Raw genomic sequence first — 19,349 nt, forward strand, 5'->3', positions numbered from 1 at the left:
TTCTCCTCGGGTTGCCGCCCGCGACATGCGGGCGTTCCATCCAAGGACGCGGGGCGGTGGTCCGATCCGACATCGCCGGCAGATCTTTTTTCAAACCTGCGGAATTCGCGCCGGAATCACGCCCGGGTCGTACCAGGTGATCGGCCTGATCTCGAAAACCCCGCCCTCGAAGGCCAGCCGGTGCGCCGCGTGGGTCGCTTCCTCGACCGACTCGCACTCCACGATGTAGATGCCCATGAGCTGCTCCTTCGTCTCGGCGAAGGGCCCGTCGGTGACCAGCGGGTGCATGTCGCCCGCCTGGCGCACCGTGGTCGCCACGTTCGGCATCAGCCGCAGCACGGTGCCGAGCTTGCCCTGCGTCTGGAGGTCCTCGCGCAGGTCGGTGTGGCGTTCGAGCATTTCCTCTTCGACGCCCGGTTCCCAGGCGGCCACCGTGGATTCGGAGCCGTAGATGAGGATGGAATAGAGCATGGTCTTCCTTTTCTTTCCGTGGTTCGTGGCGGGGTGAGTCGGTATCAGCCGGGCGTGCCGATGCGGTCGAGCATTGCCCGGATGTGCGCTGCCTCGGCGGCGGTGCGGGCCATGCCGAGTGCGCGCGCGAAGGCGGCGCGGGCCTCGTCGGCGCGCTCCAGCTGCATCAGCAGCGCGCCCTGCAGGCCGTGAAAGTGGAAGTAGCCGTCCAACGCGCCGGCCAGCGGTTCGGTCAGCGCCAGCGCGGTCTGCGGCCCGTGCAGCTTGTGCACCGCCACCGCGCGGTTCAGCGTGACGACCGGCGAGGGCTGCAGGGTTTCGAGCGCGGCGTAGAGGCGGTCGATCTCGGCCCAGTCCGTGTCCCCGGCGTGCGCGGCCTGCGCGTGGGTGGCGGCGATGGCGGCCTGCAGCTGGTAGGGGCCGGGCCTGCGCTGCCGCAGCGCGCCTTCGACCAGCGCCAGCCCCTCGGCGATGAGCGCGCGGTTCCAGCGCGTGCGGTCCTGGTCTTCGAGCAGCACGACCATGCCGCCGTCATCGAGCCGCACATCGGCGCGCGCATGCTGCAGCAGGAGCAGGGCGACCAGGCCCATCAGCTCGGGCTCGCCGGGGAACAGCTCGAGCAGCAGCCGCGCGAGGCGTATGGCTTCCTCGCACAGCGCGGCGCGCACGTGCTCCTCGCCGCCGCTGGCCGAATAGCCTTCGTTGAAAAGCAGATAGACGGTGGTGCACACGGCAGCCAGCCGCTCGTCGCGCTCGCGCCGGCCCGGCGTGTCGAAGGGAATGCCGGCCGAGGCCACGCGCTTCTTGGCGCGGGTGATGCGCTGCTCCATCGCGCTTTCGCCGACCAGGAAGGCGCGTGCGATCTCCCGCACCGACAGGCCCGAGACGATGCGCAGCGCCAGCGCGATCTGCTGCGTCAGCGGCAGCTCGGGGTGGCAGCAGACGAAGAGCAGGCGCAGCACGTCGTCGCGGTAGTGCGTCTGGTCGAGCAGCTCGACCAGGGCGGCTTCGGTGTCGTCGAGGTCGGAAATGAGCGCGTCGTCCTCCGGTAGCGCCTCGTGCTGGTTGCGCCGGCGCACCTCGTCGAGCGCCGCGTTGCGCCCGACGAAGATCAGCCAGGCCAGCGGATCGCGCGGCGGGCCGCTCGCGGGCCAGTGCCGCAGGGCGCGCAGGCTGGCTTCCTGGAAGGCTTCCTCGGCCATGTCGAGCTCGCGGAAGTAGCGCAGCAACGCGGCCACCGCGCGCGGGCGCGAGGCGGTCAGCGTGGTGGCGATCCAGGCGGTGTCGTCGTCGGTCATGCGGCGCGCTTGCTTGTCTGCTTGCTTGTCCTTCGTTCCTGCTCACCCAAGGACGAATGAGTATGCGTCGCGCCGACACGCTCGGCAAAATCGGACGCACTTTCCTCGACGAACAAGAAATGGAGCACCGCGAAATGACGTTGGCAATGAGCTGGAGCGAATGGGCCGATCACGACGGCATCGGTTTGGCCGAACGCGTGCGCAAGGGCGATGTGACGGCGGCGGAACTGGCCGCGCAGGCGGCCGCCGGCATCGCGAGGCTCGATCCGCAGCTCGACGCGGTTGTCGAAGTGTTCGAAGACGTGGTAGCCGACCCGCTGAAGGACGGCATGAACCCCGAAGGTGTGTTTGCGGGCCTACCCTACCTCATGAAGGACCTGGGCCCCACGCTGAAGGGCCGGCTGCAGGAGTTCGGCTCGATGATGATGCAGGGCCACCGTCCGGCGGCCGACAGCTTCCTCACGCAACAGCTGCGCAAGGCGGGGCTCAACATCATGGGCCGCAGCACCACGCCGGAGTTCGGCGTGTGCAGTTCGGCGGAGAACGCCTTCCACGTCACGCGCAACCCCTGGGACCTCGAATACACCACCTGCGGCTCGTCGGCCGGCACGGCGGCGATCGTGGCCGCCGGCGTGCTGCCGCTGTCGCATGCCACGGACGGCGGCGGCTCCATCCGCATTCCGGCGGGCGTGAACGGCAACATCGGGCTGAAGGTGTCGCGCGGCGTGTTCTCGCTAGCGCCGGGGCTGTCCGATCTTTCGGGGCTGGTGTCGATCCAGGGCTGCCACAGCCGCACCGTGCGCGACACGGCCGCCTTCGTCGACCACTGCCGCGGCGGCGCGCCTGGCGAGTTCATGCCCTTCTGGTCGCCGGCCGAGCCGTACAGCGAGCTCATCCGGCGCGACCCGGGCCGCCTGCGCATCGCGCTGTCGCACGAGTGGGGCGACTTCCGCGCCACGCCGCATTTCGTGGCCGAGCTGGAGCGCGTGGGCAAGTTCCTCGAGGAGCTGGGCCACCACGTCGAATGGGTGCTGCCGGCGGTCGACTTCAAGGCCGCCTTCGACGCACAGACCACCTGCTACATCAGCAACTTCGCGCAGGTCATCGACGGCCACCTACACCGGCTGGGGCTGGAGCGCCCGCCGGCCGAGCTGCTGGAGCCGATCAACATCAAGATCTGGGAAGCCGGGCTGCACACCTCATACACCGAGCGCTCGAAGATGCAGGCGGTGTTCAACACCACCTCGCGCGCCTTCGGCGACTTCTTCCAGCGCTGGGACATCATCCTCACACCCATCACCGCGCTGCCCACGCCGAAGGTGGGCACCAGCGAGTACCTCACGACCAGCACGAACCCGTCGGTCTACGACTGGTTCGCCAACCTCTGGCAGAACTTCGCCTACACGCCGCTGGCCAACCTGTGCGGCATGCCGGGCATCTCGCTGCCGATGGCTGCGCAGGAAAACGGGCTGCCGCTGGGCATCCAGGCCCAGGCTGCGCAGGCGAACGACGGGCTGCTGCTGCAACTGGCGGCGCAGATCGAGCGGGCGCTCGGGGGCCAATGGAATTCGGGCAAGCGGCCCGGGGTGCACGTTACCCAAGAGTGAGGGCGCGGCGGCCGCTCAGAGCAGGTTGCGCAGCGCCGCCTCGATGGCAGCGGCGGTGGCCAGCGGCTTTTCCATGGGAAACAGATGGCCGCCGTCGAGCATCGCGATGCGTCCCTTGGTGACTTGCTCGGTCATCGCCATGCCCACCTGCTTCATCTCCACCGACTGGCGCCCGCCGATGAAGGCCACCTTGCACTTGGGCGGGTGGCGGCGCAGCAGGGCGCCGAGGTTGTGGGGCAAGGTGTTGTAGATGGCCGTTTCCACGTTGCGGTCGAAACTCAGCTCGCGCGTGTCTTCCCCCTCGAAGGTGCCGTGGTCGATGTAGTCGTGCAGCACCTGCTCGTCCCACTTCGCGAAAGCCTTTTTGCTGCGGAAGTGCTCGAACACCGCCTCCCGGTGCGCCCAGCTGTTCCTGCGCCGGTGGCTGATGGCGCCGGGCGAAATGCTCTTCATGAGCGGTGTGCGCTTGACGACATTGAGCGTGTTCGCGCGCCAGCCGCTGAGGATCGGCGAATCGAGCAGCACCACGCCGCAGGCGAGCTCCGGGTGCAGCGCCGCGCACATCAGGCTCAGGATTCCGCCAAGCGAATGGCCGACCAGGAACACCGGTCTGCCGGCGCGGCCCGCGTGCTGCTGCGCAAAGTCGGCCAGCTGCTGCACGAGGTGCGGCCAGTTGTCGGTGACGGGGTACTTCGGGTCGTGCCCGAACTTCTCGATGGCGTCGACCTCGAAGCCGCGGCTGCGCAGGCTGTCGAGAACGACGCGGTAGGTGCTCGCGGGAAAGCTGTTGCCGTGCGAGAAGACGACGGGAGGCATCACCACAGCCGCACCGGGCTTCAGATGAGTTTTTCGTCGGGCGTGGAGATCTTGCGCAGTGCGCTGTGCCGCGTGGCGGGCATCTTCAGCGGATGCTCGGTATGGCTGTCGTCCCACACCGGGTCTTCGATGCTGTCGAACACCTCGCGCAGCTTCTGGCCCCAGCTGTTGTGCATCATGCGGTAGTAGGGGTTGTCGGCGTCGATGCAGATCACGCGGTCGGTCTCGAGCTTGTTGGCCTCGTACACCACGAGGTCGAGCGGCAGGCCGACCGACAGGTTCGACTTCATGGTCGAGTCCATCGACACCAGCGCGCACTTGGCGGCCTCGTCGAGCGGGGTCTCGGGCGTGAGCACGCGGTCGAGCACGGGCTTGCCGTATTTCGATTCGCCGACCTGGAAGTAGGGCGTCTCGGTGGTCGCCTCGATGAAGTTGCCCGCCGCGTAGACCAGGAACAGGCGCATGCCCTCGCCCTTGACCTGCCCGCCGAAGATGAACGACACGTTGAAGTCCAGCCCCGCGTGCTTCAGCGCCTCGGCGTCGCGGTCGTACACGTGGCGCACCGCCGAGCCCAACACGCGCGCGGCATCGAACATGCTCTTGGCGTTCCAGATGGTGATCGGGTCGCCCTGCGTGCCGTCTTCGCGGGTTTCGCGCAGCTCCTCGATCTGGAGGATTTCGCGCACCGACTGCGAGATGCTCAGGTTGCCCGCCGACAGCAGCACCATGACGCGGTCGCCCGGCTGCTCGTAGACGATCATCTTGCGGAAGGTGCTGATGTGGTCCACGCCCGCATTGGTGCGCGAGTCGGAGAGAAACACCAGGCCGGCGTTGAGTTTGATGCCTACGCAGTAAGTCATGAGTTCATCTTGCATGAACGGTGCCCGGTCATGCGGCGCCGAGTTCACGTTTATTCAGTTTTTGAAGGGCATACAGGGCGTCGAGCGCCTCGCGCGGGCTCATGGTGTCGGGGTCGAGCGCAGCCAGCGCGGATTCTACGGCGCTGGCCAGCGGCGTTTCGGCTACCGGGGGCGGTGCGAACAGGTCGACCTGTGCACGAGTTTGCGCATGCTGCGATTCGAGTGCTTCCAGCGCCTGCCGCGCATGGTTGACCACCGCCGCGGGCATGCCCGCGAGCCGCGCCACCTGGATGCCGTAGCTCTTGCTGGCCGGGCCGGGCTGCATTTCATGCAGGAACACGATGTCGCGGCCCGCCTCGGTGGCGCTCACGTGCATGTTCACCGCACCGTGGTGCGTGGCCGGGAATTCGGTGAGTTCGAAATAGTGCGTGGCGAACAGCGTGAAGGCCTTGCTGCGGTGGTGCAACTGGGCGGCTATGCCCGCGGCCAGCGCCAGCCCGTCGAAGGTGCTGGTGCCGCGGCCGATCTCGTCCATCAGCACCAGCGACTGCGCCGTGGCGCTGTGCAGGATCTGCGCGGCCTCGGTCATCTCGAGCATGAAGGTCGACTGCGCATTGGCAAGGTCGTCGGCCGCGCCGATGCGGGTGTGGATCGCGTCGATCGGCCCGAGCCGGCAGGCGGCCGCCGGTACGTGCGAGCCGATGGAAGCCAGCAGCACGATGATCGCCACCTGCCGCATGTACGTCGACTTGCCGCCCATGTTGGGGCCGGTGATGACCTGCATGCGCTGCTGCGGCCCGAGCTGCGTGTCGTTGGCGATGAAGCCGCCCGACGACTTCTCGGCCAGCCGCGCCTCCACCACCGGGTGGCGGCCCTGCTGGATCTCGATGCACGGGTGCGCCACGAAGCTGGGCGCGCGCCAGTGCAGCGTGTGCGAGCGCTCGGCCAGTGCGCACAGCGCGTCGAGCGTGGCGATGCCGCCGGCCAGCTGCGTGAGCGCGGGCACCGAGGGCTGCAGCGCGTCGAGCAGCTGTTCGTACAGCCATTTCTCGCGGGCCAGTGCCCGGTCTTGTGCGCTCAGGGCCTTGTCCTCGAAGGCTTTCAGCTCGGGCGTGATGAAGCGCTCGGCGTTCTTCAGCGTCTGGCGGCGGCGGTAGTTGTCGGGCACCTTCGAGAGCGCGCTCTGCGTCACCTCGATGTAGAAGCCGTGCACGCGGTTGAACTGCACCCGCAGGTTGCTGATGCCGGTGCGCTCGCGCTCGCTGATTTCGAGCTTCAGCAGGAAGTCGTCGCAGTTCTCGCTGATGGCGCGCAGCTCGTCGAGTTCGGCGTCGTGGCCGGTGGCGATCACGCCGCCGTCGCGCACCAGCGCGGACGGGTCGGGCTTGATGGCGCTGGTCAGCAGGTCGGCGCAGCCCGGTGGCGGGGCGAGGCGTTCGGCGATCCGGGCCAGCAGCGCGGCGGCGCCGGGCAGCAGCGGCGCCAGCTGTTCCGCCTTCGACAGCGCCAGGCGCAGCGCCAGCAGTTCGCGCGGGCGCACCTGGCGCAGCGCGATGCGCGCGGCGATGCGTTCCACGTCGCTCGTGTTCTTGAGCTGCTCGCGCAGCGTGCGCCACGGCGCGGCCGTGCCGTCGAGCACGGTGGACTGCAGCGCGCCGATGGCTTCGAGCCGGGCCTGCGCTTCGGAACGGTCGCGGCGGGGCGACAGCAGCCAGCGCTTGAGCAGGCGGCTGCCCATGCCCGTCATGCAGGTGTCGAGCAGCGAGAACATGGTGGGCGAGTCTTCGCCGCGCAGCGTCTGCACCAGTTCGAGGTTGCGGCGCGTGGTGGGCGGCAACTCGATCAGGTCACCATCGCGCTCCACCGACAGGCGCTGGACGTGCGAGAGCGCGCGGCCTTGCGTGTGCTCGGCATAGCCCAGCAGCGCGGCGGCGGCGGCGTGCGCGTTGGTCAGCGATTCGGCGTTCCACGCGGCCAGGCTGTTGCTGCCCATCTGCTCGCTGAGCTTGCGTTCGCCCAGGCCACCGTCGAACTGCCACGCCGGTCGCAGCGACAACGTGAACGGCGTGGTGGCGCGCGCAGCCTTCAAGCGCTGCTCGAAGGCGGGCGTCACTTCGGCGCTGTAGAGCAGCTCGCTCGGCGCGATGCGCGCGATCCAGGCTTCGAGCGCGTCGGCCGGGCATTCGGCCAGCCGCAGTTCGGCACCTGTCACGCTGAGCCAGGCCAGTCCGCAGAAATTGCGCGAGCCCGCATGCACCGCGAGCAGCAGCGATTCGCTCTTGTCGTTGAGCAGTTCGGAGTCGGTCAGCGTGCCGGGCGTGACTACCCGCACCACCTTGCGTTCCACCGGACCCTTGCTGGCCCCGACTTCGCCCACCTGCTCGCAGATGGCAACCGATTCACCCAGCTTGATGAGCCGGCCCAGGTAGGTGTCGACCGCATGGAAGGGCACGCCGCACATCACCACTGGCTGGCCGGCCGACTGGCCGCGCTGAGTGAGCGTGATGTCGAGCAAGCGCGCCGCTTTTTCGGCGTCGGCCCAGAAGAGTTCGTAGAAATCGCCCATCCGGTAGAACAGCAGGGTGTCCGGATGGTTGGCCTTGAGGCCCAGGTACTGGGCCATCATCGGCGTGTGCCCAGAGAGATCGCTGGTCGAGGGGGTGGGGTGGGCAGTCGTCGTTTTCACTCGGGCAATTATCGGGGACAGGCGAAAGTCTCAGCCGAGGGCCAGCTCTCTGGCATTCCGGTCGAGGACATCGGCGACTACGGGATGCTTCGGCCCGCATCCCCCACTCTAAAATCCCCCGGCGCAACCCCGCGTGAAGAACAAGGCGCCCATGGCCCAGCTGGATGAATTCAAAGGCGCTGAAGCGGATGCGCTGCCAGATACCGCCACCTTGCCCGCCGAACTCGCGGCGCTGTACCTCTGCATGTCGCCGGCCCAGCTCGCGGACCTGCGCAAGTCGAAACGGCCCGAAGGGCGCGGAGGCAACGGCCTGTCCGTCATCAGGCCGGTGGAAGGCGGTTCAGCCGGGTCCAAAGACCCGGTGCTCTACACACTCGGTACGCTGCGCGAATTTGCCAAGGCGCACCCCGCCCCTTCGGCCTTCGACACCGCGCTGAACAGCGGCCTGTTGGGTTGGGTGTCCGTCAAGCTGCCTTTCTTCGCCGAGTGCGAACCCCGCATCAAGCGCGGCAAGCGCGTGCTCATCGGCGGTGCCTGGGACCGCTCGGACCCCCTGCGCGAGCAGCGCTTCGTGGCGATCGCGAAGGGCCGCATCCGCTTCACATCGCTCACATGCGCCGAAGCCGCCGCGAGCCTGTGGGCCGACGTTGCAAGCCACGCCGCATTCGCCGAGAAGGGGCTCGCGTTGCTCAAGGGCGAGACGCAGGCCATCGAGGCATCGCTGGCTGCCACGGGCCAACTGGCTGCGGCCAGCCCCCAAGACTGAACACGGACGCATACCGATGCTTATCAACTGCGTGGCCTATGAAAACGGCGCCAAGCTCGCCGACATTCCGGTCGAGGACATCAGCGAATACATCACCCGGCCGGGGTGCTTCGTCTGGGTGGCACTGAGCGACGCCACGACGGAAGAGCTGGCCGAGATGCAGCGGGAATTCGGCCTGCATCCGCTCGCGGTGGAAGACGCGCAGCATGGTCACCAGCGCCCCAAGGTGGAGGAATACGGCGACTCGCTCTTCGTCGTCATGCACCTCGTGGAGCCTTCGCCCGAAGGCGAGCACTGCACGAACGTGGGCGAGGTCGACGTGTTCGTGGGCAGCAACTACGTGCTGTCGGTGCGCAACCGCAGCAAGCAGGGCTTTCTGGGCGTGCGCGAGCGCTGCGAGCGCGAGCCCGAGCTGCTGCGCAACGGTGCGGGCTTCGTGCTGTATGCGCTGATGGACGCGGTGGTCGACCGCTACTTCCCGGTGATCGACGCGCTGGAGGTGGAGCTCGAGGCCATCGAGCAGCAGATCTTCGGCCAGGGCGGCGTGGCGCGCGACAAGATCAAGCAGCTGTACGACCTGAAGCGGCGCAGCATGATCCTGAAGCGCGCGGTGGCGCCGCTGCTGGAGGCGGCCAGCAAGCTGCACGGCGGGCGGGTGCCCCAGATCTGCATGAGTTCACAAGAGTACTTCCGCGACGTGGGCGACCACCTGGGACGCATCAACGGCTCGATCGACGCCATGCGCGACACCATCGGCACGGCGGTCCAGGTGAACCTGTCGATGGTCACCATCGAGGAGAGCGAAGTCACCAAGCGCCTTGCATCCTGGGCCAGCATCTTCGCGGTGTGCACCGCCTACGCCGGCATTTGGGGCATGAACTTCGAGAACATGCCGGAGCTGAAATTCCGCTACGGCTATGCGGTGGCGCTGGGGCTGATCGCCGGCACCTGCGGCTATCTCTACTACCGCTTCAAGCGCGCTGGCTGGCTGTGAGGGCGGGGCTGCCCCGGTTTTTCTCCCTCCCCCGCTGGGGGGAGGGCAGGGGTGGGGGTAAGCGGCGCATCCGCAGCCAGCGGCCTTTCGAGCGCCGCTTGCCCCCATCCCGACCTTCCCCCAGAGGGGGAAGGAGCAAGGCAATTCACTCGTCGTGCGAATCGTGCGTGGCCACCGCGCCGCGGCGCCAGTAGCCCGAGGCCCGCGTCCATTTCGGGTTCGCGCCGCGCTCGCCCACGAGGTGCGCGCGCAGCGCCTTGGCGATGGCCGACTCGCAGCCTACCCATGCATGGAAGTCGCCGGCCGGTAGCTGCATCGCTTTCAGCGCGTCGAGCAGCACAGGGCTCAGGCCCGGCTCGGTGCCGCGGCGGTGCACCCACTTCAGCGTGAGCTCGGCCTGCGTGTCGAACGGAATCTCGTCGGCTTCGCTATCGACTTCAGCCAGCACCACCGCGCGCGCACCGGCCGGCAGTTCGGCCAGGCGCCGGGAGATCGCGGGCAGGGCGGTGTCGTCGCCGATCAGCAGGTGCCAGTCGAATTTGGTCGGCACGATGAACGAGCCGCGCGGGCCGCCCACGCCGACGACGTCACCGGGCCTGGCCTGCTCGGCCCAATGCGTGGCGGGGCCGGCCTCGTGCAGTGCGAAGTCGATTTCGAGCGTGCCGGCCGTGGCGTCATGGCGGCGCGGCGTGTAGTCGCGCATGGTCGGGCGGCCTTCGGGCCAGATCGGGCCCTCGGGGCCGGCCGTGGGCAGCGTGAGCTTGCCGGTGGCATCGGGAAAGAAGATCTTCGCGTGATCGTCGAAGCCGGGGCTGGTGAAGCCCGCGAGGTCGTCGCCCGCGAGGGTGATGCGGATCAGGTGCGGCGTCACGCGCTGCGCGGTCTTCACCGTGAGCCGGCGAAAGCGCAGGTCGTGGCGCACCCGGCGCGGCATGCGGTCGGGTGCGGCGAAGGCAGACGAAGTACTGGAGTCGGTCATTGCAGGAGTCCTGTGGCGAACAGGATGGGTTGAGATTCGGGAGGAGGGCGCGGGCTCAGATCTTTTCGATCTGCTGGGCCGCCGCGTCGAGCACCGCGGCGAATTCATGCGCCTGCTGATCGGTCATCGCGGCGCCCGACAGGCGCATGCGCATTGCGAGCTTGAGGTTCTCGATGGCGCGTGTGACCTGCGGCGGCCGTCCGCCGCGCGGGCCGGCGCCGTCCACGCCGCCGCTCATGCGGGCCATCATGGCGTCGGCCATCTCGCGGTTCGCGGCGAGGAATTCCTGGCCGCTGGCCGTGACGCTGTAGCGCTTGCGGCCGCTGCCGTCGCCGGCTTCCACGCTGAGGTAGCCCATTTCCTCGAGCAGCGTGAGCGTGGGGTAGACCACGCCGGGGCTCGGCGCGTAGCTGCCGCCGAGGCGGTCTTCGATGGCCTTGATCAGTTCGTAGCCGTGGGCCGGCTTGTCTGCAATGAGCTGCAGCAGCACGAAGCGCAGGCCGCCGTGGCCGAACACGCGTGCGCCGCCACGGCCACCGCCGCGGTGTTGGCCGCGCCCGCCGGAAAGGCCGTCTTCATGTTCGCCGCGGGCGGTGCGGCAGTGGTGATGGCTGGAATGGAAATGTCTCATGGTGAGCATCCTTCATGATGTGTATCGGAATTATTTTAGATATATCTAAAATAAAGTCAAACCGATACCCCAGACCACACGGGAGGTGGCTCGCCCATCGCCACGAGTCAGCTGTCCGAAGCCTCTCCAGCGGCCACGAAGCGCCGCTGCCGCATCCACTTGGTCGCCACCCATTTCTCGCCGCGCAGCACGGGTCCGCCCGCATGCAGCGATGCATGGTCCACCTGCCCAAGGCTGTTGCAGTACTCGAAGTACACCGCACTGCCGCGTCGTGGCGACACCGACCAGCCGCATTCGGGAAATACGGTCTCGCCGCCTTCCTCCACCTCGTTGAGGTAGCTCACGAGCGTGCTCACGCGCTGGCCGCTGCGTGCCAGCGAGGCCTTGTTGGCCGCGTTCGACGGCACCAGGAAATCGAAGTGGGGCATGCTCTGCGCGCCGGCCGGGTAGCACAGCACCTGCATCCCTTCGCCGTTTTCCACCGGCAGGTTCATGAGCTCCGACACGCGCTGATCGAGCCTGGCGATGAACGCGTTTTCGCGCAGCCGGAAGAACATGCCCAGGCTGCTGCGCTGCTCACCGACAAGGTCACGCCCGGACAGCGGATCGACAGTGGTCGATGGCGCCAGCCGGGGCCTCGCGAGCGCGATCAGCTCTTCGCATTCCTGCGCGTTGAACACGTCGTCGAGCACAGCCATGGCCGGCTGCGCCGCGCGCGCGGCCACGCGCACGAGCCGGTCCGTGGTGCGGATCGACGTGCCCGGCGGCAGCCGCGGCGGCTCGTACTGGTAGAGGGGCGCTACCGTCACCGAATCGACAGGCACCGGGCTTCCGGTGCGCAGCGCGAACACGAAGGCATCGACGATGGCCTTGGCGGCCTCGGGCGGCATGTCTTGCGCGCGCATGGCCTCGATCACGTTCGCGGGGGCGCAGCCCTGGTGCAGGTTGTGCAATACCCAGTCGCTCAGCGCGGGCGAGAAACGCAGCACCGCATCCATCGGCTCAGACTTCCGCCGGAACCCAGCCGTTGTCGGTGCGTTTGAAGTTCTGCTTCAGCTGCATGGTGCCGGCGCCGCGCACCACGCGGTCGACCATCGGAAAGGCCTTTTGCACGTCGGCATTGCCCGTCCAGGGTGCGGCATCGATCCTGTAGGTGTAGGTGACGACGACATCGGCCGAGTCCTTGGCGTCCTTGCGCGCTTCCCAGCCGACGATCTTGTCGAGCGTCAGGTGAGCGGCGCAGAAGTCGCCCTGGCCGCTCTGGCCGCTTTGGTTCTTGCGCACCAGGAAGTACTTCTTTCCTTCGTCGGTCAGCGCGTAGCGGGTGACCTCGATCTCGCCGGCCTCCTTGCCGTCCTCGACCTTCGCCGTGGACGCACTCACCAGCCCGACATGCTCCAGCACCGGCATCTGCACCGCGTTGCGCGCGCGCGTGCCTGCCTCGCGCTGCGGCACGTCGATGGGCCATTGGGTCTTGCCCAGGCACAGGTCGCCTTTCTTCGCAAGGTAGGCGTTCATCGCGGCCGTGAGGTTCGGCAGGTCGGCTTCGGGCTGCTGCGGGCCGCAGCCCGTGAGTGCGGCCAGGGCGGCGGCGGCGATTGCCGCGCAAAGGATCTTGTTGTTCATGTGTAGGCAAATCAATTGACGCACGCCCCCGGCTTCGCGGGCGTGGCCGGTGCCGTGTCCGCATCGCTCAGGGTGTTCAGGAAGCAGAGCAGGTCCGCGATGTCCTGCTCGGACATGGGAGGCGCGGAGCCCGCGGCGCGGCCGTCCATCGGCAGTTGCGTGTCGATGTTGGCTGCGTAGGCAGCCGGCAGGTCGTCGTACTTCTGCACCTTGCCGCCCGTGTACTGCGTCGTGATGAGGCCGTACGCCGGAAAGCCGGGATCGTTCTTCGCCTTGGGCGTTCCGCCGACGGTGGGGTACCACAGCTCGGGCTGCGTGTCGCGCGTGTTGTAGAAGCGCACGACCTGCTCCAGCGAATGCATCACGCCGTTGTGGAAGAAGGCCTGCCGCGTCGCCACGTTGCGCATGGTCGGCGCCTTGAACATGCCGCAGAAGCCGTTCGCGGCATTCGGTGCGGCCGGCGCGTGGTCGGTGCGCAGCGGGCCGCACACGCCCATGTCGAAATACTTCAGGTCGCCGTTGGCCGGGATGCCCGCGTTGCGCGGCACGCTGATCGCCTCGTACGAGAAGTCGGTGAACAGCGCCGAACTGCCGTTCAGGCCCGCGCCCTGGTAGTGGCACGAGGCGCAGTTGCCGGTGGCCGGGTTGGTGAACACCTTCAGCCCACGCGTTTCCGCCGGCGTGAGCGTGCCGCCGATCTTGTTGGCCGCGTACAGGTCGAACTTGCTGCTGTACGGATGAAAGCTCTTGTCCTCCAGCTGATAGGCCTGCAGGGCCTGCAGCGCGCTGGCGAAGGCGGCGTCGCTGTCGTCGAACACCTTTGCGCCGAAGGCCTTGGCGACCAGCGGCGCATAGTCGGCCGCCTTCAGTTTCTTCACCACGTCAGTGCTGCTCGCGTTGGCCATCTCCAGCGGATCGAGCAACGGAAGTCGGGCCTGCGCGGCCAGCGTGCCGGCGCGGCCGTCCCAGGCGAAGCCGCCGCCGGGGCCGGGCACGCTGATGCCGTCGGGGTTGTCCAGCAGATCGGCGTAGGGCGGCGTGATGTCCTTGTAGCGCAGCGAGGGCACCGCGCGCAGGCCGGCCTTGTCCATGTGCTCGCCGCCGAGCTGCACGGAGAGGTCGTTGGCCGGCGCGTACGCATGGGCCGGGTCGTGGCAGCTCGCGCACGACATGGCGCCGGAGCCCGAGAGGTTCTTGTCGAAGAACATCTTCTGGCCCACCTGCGCCGCGAGGCTCAGCGTGCTGGCGGCGGCGGGCGCCGCTGCGGGCGAGCTCGCCGCCGTGGCGGGCGCGGAGGCGGCCGGCAGCGCGGCCACCGATCCCCCGCCACCGCCGCCGCCGCAGGAGACGAGCACGACTCCCGCCACGCCTGCGGCAGCCAGCACCGCCAGCCCGATCCAGCCGGCGCGCGTCACCGCCGGCCCTTTCGGGCCCGAACGGCGTTCGCTCATTGCTTCAGCGACCAGACGTTGAACTGATTGGCATCCGGCCCGACCTGCGCGGCGGTCGACACGTCGCCCGACTGCTTCTGCGTGTAGTTCGCCGGGATCACGAAGGCGTGGTTGATCGGCCGCACGCTGTCGAAGTGCGTGTCCGCGCTGCCCGCGTACTCCGGCAGGTTCATGATGTTCTGGGCGATGAAGGCCTCGGTGTACTTCGAGCGGTTCATGTACGAGCCGTCGACCGCCGGGTCGGCCAGCTGGAACATGTCCTGCAGCGTGCGCACGAACGAGAAGTGGCTGTAGGCATCGCTGTCCGATACGCCCTTGGGTGCGTCGGGCTGGTTGGTCAGGATGCCGAAGATGCTCTCGCCGTGGCCGCGGTTGCCCTTGGTGTAGTTGTTGATCGTGGCATCGACCGACCAGGTGCCGTCCGCGTTCTGCTTGATCGGGTTGGCGACGGTGCTGTTGGCCACGTTCCAGCCGCAGCAGGAATTGAAGCCGCTGGTGGCGCTGCCTTCGTCGAACATCAGCACGATCGCCACGCGCTTGTGCGTGTTCTTCCACAGCGGCGAAGCCTGGATGCGCTTGACCGTGAAGTCCACGTAGTTGTCGCCGCGCGTGATGATCGGCGAGACGGCCGTGGTCGACACGTTGTTCGCCACGCTGCTGCAGTCGCTCGCGGTGCCGGTGCCGCCGGCGCCCTTCACGCTGATGCCGTGCATGTCGTCGCACTGGTCGGGCACCAGGAAGTTCAGGTTGCCGACGTTGCCGCTGGCCAGGTCGGTGCCGAGCTGATCGTAGTCGTAGCGTGCGGGAATGGCGTAGTCGGTGCTGTTCTTCAGCGCCGCATCCCACTGGCCGCCGCCCATGGTGCGGTTGCTGTACTTCCATTCGGGCGCGCTGCGCACGTTCTGGTAGGCCATGCCGGGGTGGTGCTTGGTCTTGTACAGGCCACCGGGCAGCGGCAGCGTGAGAGTGGCGTCGCCGATGGCCGTGGTGTTGCCGCCGAGCGTGCCGGGCGGGTAGACGTTGTCCTTCGCGGTGACGGCGGTGTCGGCCACGCTGTCGGTGCGGAAGTCCTGGCCCGGGTTCATCGACTCGCTGTAGGTGCGCCAGGTGAGGCCGGCGCTCGTGATCGCGTTGAAGAGGTTCGGCTTGCCGACGATGTTGTGGTTCACCGCGGCGGCCTGCGTGCAGGTGGCAGCGAATGGCGACTTGGCCAGGCCCGGCTGCGTGTTGTCGGGCACGGGCGTGTCCTGCACCGCATTGGCGCCGGTCGCGTCGCAGTTCCATTGGCTGTCGTCGGTGATGCCCCAGTCATCCGCGCCGCCCAGCGCCGTGTAGTTGGGCTCGCTCGGGTTGCCGGTGGCGTAGTAGCTCACGAGCTGATTGCCGGCCTTCAGGTAGCCGTTGATCTTGGGCGCGTAGGCCGAGTTCAGGATCGACATCGTGGCCTTGTTCTCAAGCATCACGATGAAGATGTTGTCGTAGCGCGGAATGCCCTCGACGTTGAATGCGGCTTGCTGCGACTGCAGGAAGGTGATGGGCTTGCGGTTGTCCGCGACGCCTGCCGTCGCCACCGTCACGCCCGCCATGCCGCTCAGGCGCGGGTCGCCGCCGGGGTTGGCCAGCGCGTCGGGGTACAGGTCGCCGCGGTCAAGCTTGGTGGTCGCGTAGGCGAAGCGGTTGTTGAGCGCATTGGCCTCGCCGAGCAAGGCGGTCTGCACATTGGCGGCCGCGGCATTGAAGTCGGCGAGCAGGGCGTCGGCCGGCACGCCCAAGCGCGTGGCCAGGTTCTGCTTCTCGGCTGCGTAGCTCGTGCCGTTGGCTTCGATCAGGCGCGCGACTTCGGACGACAGCGGGCTCACCACCACGGCCGTGCCTTGCTCCTTCACCTGGTCGAGCGCCACGCGCAGCACTTCGCGCCTGGGCACGCTGGCGTTGGTGGCGGTGTTCTTCGCGCTGGTGCCGATGTCGGCGATGAGCGCGGACGCGCCCGGCAGCGACAGGCTGAACTTGCCGTTGGCATCGGTCACGGTGGCGGGCTCGCCGCTGTCGCAGCGGCCGTTGTTGTTGCTGTCGACGCAGACGGTGGCGCCTGCGTAGTAGCCGGCGGTGATCACCGGGTCGGTGCTGCTGCCGGCCTTGAAGGCGGTGGCGGCGAGCACGCCGCTGAAGGTGGTGTTGCCGGAGCCCGCGGGCTGGCTCGCGGGTTGGTTCGCGGGCGGCGGGAGGAATGCAACCGGCCCCGAGCCGCCGCCTCCGCCTCCGCACGCAGCCAGCAGCGAAGCTGCGAGCACGGTCAGGGTGGGACACAGCAAGCCGGATCTGATTTTTTGAATGGCTTTCAATTTCTTCTTTCGAGCGTGGAGGGGAGCGTGAAGCAGCAGCGCAGCCGATGGCTGCGCCTGCACTGCGGACTGCGGATGAATCTAGAAGCCCTCTGTGTCAGTCAAAAGGCGAAAGACTTAGCGCTGAATTAGCAACGTCCGCGACCGAACTTGTGCGACAGCCACCGACGACCCCCTTGCAACATCGGCCGGTTCGCGGCATCGTGCGCACGCACCAGAAGCCGAAGCAGGAGAGATGGCATGGCAAGCAACCCCCCGACCACCATTGCCGAGTACATCCAGGCTGCCCCGGCCGAGGGCCAACCGCATCTGCGCCGAGTGCACGCCATCCTCAAGAGCGTCGCGCCGCAGGCCCGGGAGGCGATCAAGTGGGGCACTCCCTTCTTCGTGGAGCCCCGGTTCCTGTTCGCCTTCTCGGCGCACAAGGCGCACCTGAGTTTCGTGCCGATAGCGGGAGCGTTCGAGTCTTTCCGCAAGGAGCTGGAAAAGCACAAGACCACCAAGGGCACCCTGCGAATTCCCTACGACGACCCCATGCCCGAAGAACTCATTCGCAAGATCGCCGAGCACTGCCTGCGGACCGTGAGTGCCCGCAAGAGCGACGCCTTCTGGTGACGTGGCCTCTCAGGCCTTCGTCTTCTTCGGCTTGCCCGAAGCGTTGAGCGCCACCGCCTCGAGCACGAGCGCCTTGAACGCGGCCGCGTGGACTTCTTCACCTTCATGAATGTCGATGGCGCGGCGCACGTTGCCGTCGAGGCTCGAATTGAAGAGTCGGGCCGGGTCCTTCAGCGACGCGCCCTTGGCGAAGGTCAGCTTCACCACGCTCTTGTACGACTCGCCCGTGCAGATGATGCCGTCGTGCGACCAGACCGGCGTGCCCATCCACTTCCACTCCTCGATCACCTGCGGGTCTGCCTCGGTGATGAGCTTGCGCATCCTGGCGAGTGTTGCGCCGCGCCAGTCGCCGAGTCCGGCGATTTTTTCGGAGATGAGTTCCGAGGCTGGCTGGCCCTGGTCTGCTTTCGTGTCCGACTGCTTCATGTTCGTACCTCGATGAGTGGATCCAGTTCGGCGCGAAGGCGTTTTACCGCCACTTCGTGCCGCAGCGTCTGCGCGCCGCGCCCGTAGGTCGCGGCCTTGCGAATCAGCCGCAACTGCTCGCGCTGCAGCCGTGTCTTCAGGCGCCTTGCGCGCCAGCCGTAGGTCCAGCCCGTTTCCCTGCGGACCTTGTACCGCTGCATGGGCGCGCCCAGCCGCACCCATTCGTCGTCGCGGATCAGCTCGCGCTCCGGCACGAACCAGGCTGCCAGTGCGTGCAGGTACGTGCCGTTCTCGCGCGCGGCAACCTGCCAGAAGAGCCCCGCCACGATGACCGCGGGAAGCCCCTTGATCACCAGCATGATGGCCATTTCACCGTATCCGCCGTCGAAGAGATCCTCGAGGAAAGGTGAGTTCCAAATGAAGTGCATCGCCCACGCGAGCAAGAAGCACAGCAGCGCGCATGCGATGCGCACCGCCATCGGCCGATGCGGATGCAGCAGGAACCACGCCACGCCGAAAGACGCAATCGCCGTGTAGGCCGCGTGGCTCCACAGTCCGCTCAGCAGCCCGCGCGTCAGCAGGTTCAGCAGCACCGGATACACCTGGTTTTCCAGCGGAAAGTGCATGGAGGCGTTGACCGTGTAGCTCAGGTTCTCGACCACCTGAAAACCCAGCCCCGCCATCGCGCCGACGATCAGCACCGAAAGGTAGGTCTGGAACTGGTTGCGCGCCACCAGCACCAGCAGGACGACCCCGGCAAGCTTCAGGAATTCTTCCGTGATCGGCCCCGCAACGGCCGGCCCCCACACCGCGACGAACTCCGGCGACACCAGCTTGGCGCACAGACTCTGAATGGCAATGTTGGCCGGCGCCGCGAAATACACCGCGCCCATGCCGCCCCATGCGAAGGCCAGCACGTAAGCCTCCGGCGGGTGCTGCTCGAGCAGGTCCAGCGTGCGAAAGGCCAGCACGAAAAGCAGTGTGTAGACCCCCCACACCACCAGCCCCAGGAATGCGGTGATGGGCACCACGCGAAACCCCATCGAGAACATCTGGACCGTGTAGAACAGCCCGTTGACGATCAGCGCCGTCAGCAGCCAGAAAGCGGCGCGCCGCGGCTGGAAGAACGAATCGGTGCCGACCGGCCATTGGGCCCGGTCCTGGTCGAAGACGGGCGGTCTCACTGCGCGGCCTCCAGGTCCATCGAGTCCAGCATGCCGCGGGCTTCGGTCAGCGCGTCGTCCATGCCTTCGTTGGCGCCGTAGAAATCGATCTGCACGAGCGATTTGCGCTGCAGGTCGACCACCTGCCAGAACCGGCCCGCCAGCTTCGAGCCGTAGTAGGCGAAGGTCTTGCCCTGCAGCCCCCACGACGTGACGAAGTCGGACACGTCGCCATCGATGCGCAGGCGCTGGCCGCGCTCCATCAGCCGCTGCTGCCGCACCAGCGAGCCATCCGGCCCGCCGGCCCAGGGCTGCGTCGTTACCAGGAACTTGTGGCTGCCCTTGAACAGCATCAGCGACTGGCCTGCCTTCGAGCGGGAAACGTCCATCTCCCATCCCTCGGCGGGGACGAACCTGGCCTGGCCGGCGTCCACCGTCTGCCCCACGGGCAACGGCCGGTTGCCCGGCGTGTGACGGTTCCAGAACGTGAGGCCGCCCACATAGGCGGCAATGGCGAGGAGCACCGCCAGCGCGCCTGGCCAGGTGCGATACGGTATGCGGCGTGACGGCTCATGCATCCTTTGATCGTGCCATACGATCGCATGCGCCTAGCGGCCC

The 19,349-nt window shown here is 67.6% G+C and carries 18 protein-coding genes; 4 read left to right on the top strand and 14 right to left on the bottom strand.

Features of this window, described 5'->3' with window-relative positions; translation table 11 throughout:
• Positions 1 to 90 precede the first annotated feature (90 nt).
• Positions 91 to 471, bottom strand: coding sequence for a YciI family protein (locus ACEOAB_RS08490; protein WP_056596490.1), 381 nt, complete (start codon positions 469 to 471; stop codon positions 91 to 93).
• 44 nt (positions 472 to 515) lie between these two features.
• Positions 516 to 1,769, bottom strand: coding sequence for an RNA polymerase sigma factor (locus ACEOAB_RS08495; protein WP_495653601.1), 1,254 nt, complete (start codon positions 1,767 to 1,769; stop codon positions 516 to 518).
• Positions 1,770 to 1,903: 134 nt separating this feature from the next.
• On the opposite strand from ACEOAB_RS08495, the gene ACEOAB_RS08500 reads away from it, so the two are divergent.
• Positions 1,904 to 3,376 (top strand): amidase, encoded by a 1,473-nt coding sequence (locus ACEOAB_RS08500; protein ID WP_413750838.1) that lies wholly within the window; start codon positions 1,904 to 1,906, stop codon positions 3,374 to 3,376.
• A gap of 15 nt (positions 3,377 to 3,391) precedes the next feature.
• On the opposite strand, the gene ACEOAB_RS08505 is transcribed toward ACEOAB_RS08500, so the two are convergent.
• From ACEOAB_RS08505 to mutS, 3 genes are read right to left on the bottom strand one after another with little or no spacing between them, the layout of a single operon-like run.
• Positions 3,392 to 4,192, bottom strand: a complete 801-nt coding sequence (locus tag ACEOAB_RS08505) for an alpha/beta fold hydrolase (protein ID WP_056596485.1) — start codon at positions 4,190 to 4,192, stop codon at positions 3,392 to 3,394.
• Positions 4,193 to 4,212: 20 nt separating this feature from the next.
• Positions 4,213 to 5,052, bottom strand: a complete 840-nt coding sequence (locus ACEOAB_RS08510) for a proteasome-type protease (RefSeq protein WP_042673444.1) — start codon at positions 5,050 to 5,052, stop codon at positions 4,213 to 4,215.
• Between the two features lie 28 nt (positions 5,053 to 5,080).
• Positions 5,081 to 7,678 carry a DNA mismatch repair protein MutS gene (mutS, locus tag ACEOAB_RS08515; RefSeq protein WP_495653832.1) on the bottom strand — a complete coding sequence of 866 codons (2,598 nt, stop codon included), beginning with the start codon at positions 7,676 to 7,678 and terminating at the stop codon, positions 5,081 to 5,083.
• 211 nt (positions 7,679 to 7,889) lie between these two features.
• Between mutS and ACEOAB_RS08520 the strand changes: the two genes are divergently transcribed.
• Positions 7,890 to 8,504, top strand: coding sequence for a hypothetical protein (locus ACEOAB_RS08520; RefSeq protein ID WP_495653602.1), 615 nt, complete (start codon positions 7,890 to 7,892; stop codon positions 8,502 to 8,504).
• Positions 8,505 to 8,520: 16 nt separating this feature from the next.
• Positions 8,521 to 9,498: a magnesium and cobalt transport protein CorA gene (locus ACEOAB_RS08525; RefSeq protein ID WP_413751272.1), complete on the top strand. Its 978-nt coding sequence runs from the start codon at positions 8,521 to 8,523 to the stop codon at positions 9,496 to 9,498.
• 145 nt (positions 9,499 to 9,643) lie between these two features.
• On the opposite strand, the gene ACEOAB_RS08530 is transcribed toward ACEOAB_RS08525, so the two are convergent.
• The 6 genes from ACEOAB_RS08530 to ACEOAB_RS08555 all read right to left on the bottom strand — a co-directional run bounded on the left by ACEOAB_RS08530 (position 9,644) and on the right by ACEOAB_RS08555 (position 16,497).
• Complete coding sequence (locus tag ACEOAB_RS08530) at positions 9,644 to 10,477, bottom strand: siderophore-interacting protein (protein ID WP_495653603.1); 834 nt, start codon at positions 10,475 to 10,477, stop codon at positions 9,644 to 9,646.
• 55 nt (positions 10,478 to 10,532) lie between these two features.
• Positions 10,533 to 11,108 (bottom strand): PadR family transcriptional regulator, encoded by a 576-nt coding sequence (locus ACEOAB_RS08535; RefSeq protein ID WP_495653604.1) that lies wholly within the window; start codon positions 11,106 to 11,108, stop codon positions 10,533 to 10,535.
• A 107-nt stretch (positions 11,109 to 11,215) separates the two neighbouring features.
• Positions 11,216 to 12,106 carry a 2OG-Fe(II) oxygenase gene (locus ACEOAB_RS08540; protein WP_413751025.1) on the bottom strand — a complete coding sequence of 297 codons (891 nt, stop codon included), beginning with the start codon at positions 12,104 to 12,106 and terminating at the stop codon, positions 11,216 to 11,218.
• A gap of 4 nt (positions 12,107 to 12,110) precedes the next feature.
• Complete coding sequence (locus tag ACEOAB_RS08545) at positions 12,111 to 12,734, bottom strand: hypothetical protein (protein WP_056596472.1); 624 nt, start codon at positions 12,732 to 12,734, stop codon at positions 12,111 to 12,113.
• Between the two features lie 11 nt (positions 12,735 to 12,745).
• Positions 12,746 to 14,185 carry a cytochrome-c peroxidase gene (locus tag ACEOAB_RS08550; RefSeq protein ID WP_495653605.1) on the bottom strand — a complete coding sequence of 480 codons (1,440 nt, stop codon included), beginning with the start codon at positions 14,183 to 14,185 and terminating at the stop codon, positions 12,746 to 12,748.
• Positions 14,182 to 16,497: an alkaline phosphatase family protein gene (locus ACEOAB_RS08555; RefSeq protein WP_413749460.1), complete on the bottom strand. Its 2,316-nt coding sequence runs from the start codon at positions 16,495 to 16,497 to the stop codon at positions 14,182 to 14,184. The genes ACEOAB_RS08550 and ACEOAB_RS08555 overlap by 4 nt, the downstream gene beginning before the upstream one ends.
• Before the next feature lie 270 nt (positions 16,498 to 16,767).
• On the opposite strand from ACEOAB_RS08555, the gene ACEOAB_RS08560 reads away from it, so the two are divergent.
• Positions 16,768 to 17,142, top strand: a complete 375-nt coding sequence (locus ACEOAB_RS08560; RefSeq protein ID WP_056596464.1) for an iron chaperone — start codon at positions 16,768 to 16,770, stop codon at positions 17,140 to 17,142.
• A 9-nt stretch (positions 17,143 to 17,151) separates the two neighbouring features.
• Here ACEOAB_RS08560 and ACEOAB_RS08565 read toward each other — a convergent pair whose 3' ends face one another.
• Genes ACEOAB_RS08565 through ACEOAB_RS08575 form a run of 3 tightly spaced genes read right to left on the bottom strand, consistent with a single transcriptional unit; the run spans position 17,152 to position 19,309 of the window.
• The gene (locus tag ACEOAB_RS08565; RefSeq protein ID WP_056596462.1) at positions 17,152 to 17,568 is read right to left on the bottom strand and encodes a DUF1801 domain-containing protein; all 417 of its coding nucleotides are present in this window, start codon (positions 17,566 to 17,568) and stop codon (positions 17,152 to 17,154) included.
• On the bottom strand, positions 17,565 to 18,752 hold the full coding sequence (locus ACEOAB_RS08570; RefSeq protein WP_056596459.1) for a PrsW family intramembrane metalloprotease: 1,188 nt from the start codon (positions 18,750 to 18,752) through the stop codon (positions 17,565 to 17,567). Before ACEOAB_RS08570 ends, ACEOAB_RS08565 begins: the two co-directional genes overlap by 4 nt.
• Positions 18,749 to 19,309, bottom strand: a complete 561-nt coding sequence (locus ACEOAB_RS08575) for a hypothetical protein (protein WP_007833740.1) — start codon at positions 19,307 to 19,309, stop codon at positions 18,749 to 18,751. The genes ACEOAB_RS08570 and ACEOAB_RS08575 overlap by 4 nt, the downstream gene beginning before the upstream one ends.
• Between the last annotated feature and the right edge of the window lie 40 nt (positions 19,310 to 19,349).

Source organism: Variovorax sp. Varisp53 (genome assembly GCF_059491555.1).

Coding starts and splice junctions, on each gene's coding strand:
- ACEOAB_RS08525 (WP_413751272.1), top strand. CDS start 8,521: ATGCTTATCAACTGCGTGGCCTATGAAAACGGCGCCAAGCTCGCCGAC.
- ACEOAB_RS08545 (WP_056596472.1), bottom strand. CDS start 12,734: ATGAACAACAAGATCCTTTGCGCGGCAATCGCCGCCGCCGCCCTGGCC.
- ACEOAB_RS08565 (WP_056596462.1), bottom strand. CDS start 17,568: ATGAAGCAGTCGGACACGAAAGCAGACCAGGGCCAGCCAGCCTCGGAA.
- ACEOAB_RS08505 (WP_056596485.1), bottom strand. CDS start 4,192: ATGCCTCCCGTCGTCTTCTCGCACGGCAACAGCTTTCCCGCGAGCACC.
- ACEOAB_RS08550 (WP_495653605.1), bottom strand. CDS start 14,185: ATGAGCGAACGCCGTTCGGGCCCGAAAGGGCCGGCGGTGACGCGCGCC.
- ACEOAB_RS08495 (WP_495653601.1), bottom strand. CDS start 1,769: ATGACCGACGACGACACCGCCTGGATCGCCACCACGCTGACCGCCTCG.
- ACEOAB_RS08560 (WP_056596464.1), top strand. CDS start 16,768: ATGGCAAGCAACCCCCCGACCACCATTGCCGAGTACATCCAGGCTGCC.
- ACEOAB_RS08575 (WP_007833740.1), bottom strand. CDS start 19,309: ATGCATGAGCCGTCACGCCGCATACCGTATCGCACCTGGCCAGGCGCG.
- ACEOAB_RS08530 (WP_495653603.1), bottom strand. CDS start 10,477: ATGACCGACTCCAGTACTTCGTCTGCCTTCGCCGCACCCGACCGCATG.
- mutS (WP_495653832.1), bottom strand. CDS start 7,678: ATGATGGCCCAGTACCTGGGCCTCAAGGCCAACCATCCGGACACCCTG.
- ACEOAB_RS08535 (WP_495653604.1), bottom strand. CDS start 11,108: ATGAGACATTTCCATTCCAGCCATCACCACTGCCGCACCGCCCGCGGC.
- ACEOAB_RS08540 (WP_413751025.1), bottom strand. CDS start 12,106: ATGGATGCGGTGCTGCGTTTCTCGCCCGCGCTGAGCGACTGGGTATTG.
- ACEOAB_RS08520 (WP_495653602.1), top strand. CDS start 7,890: ATGGCCCAGCTGGATGAATTCAAAGGCGCTGAAGCGGATGCGCTGCCA.
- ACEOAB_RS08510 (WP_042673444.1), bottom strand. CDS start 5,052: ATGACTTACTGCGTAGGCATCAAACTCAACGCCGGCCTGGTGTTTCTC.
- ACEOAB_RS08500 (WP_413750838.1), top strand. CDS start 1,904: ATGACGTTGGCAATGAGCTGGAGCGAATGGGCCGATCACGACGGCATC.
- ACEOAB_RS08490 (WP_056596490.1), bottom strand. CDS start 471: ATGCTCTATTCCATCCTCATCTACGGCTCCGAATCCACGGTGGCCGCC.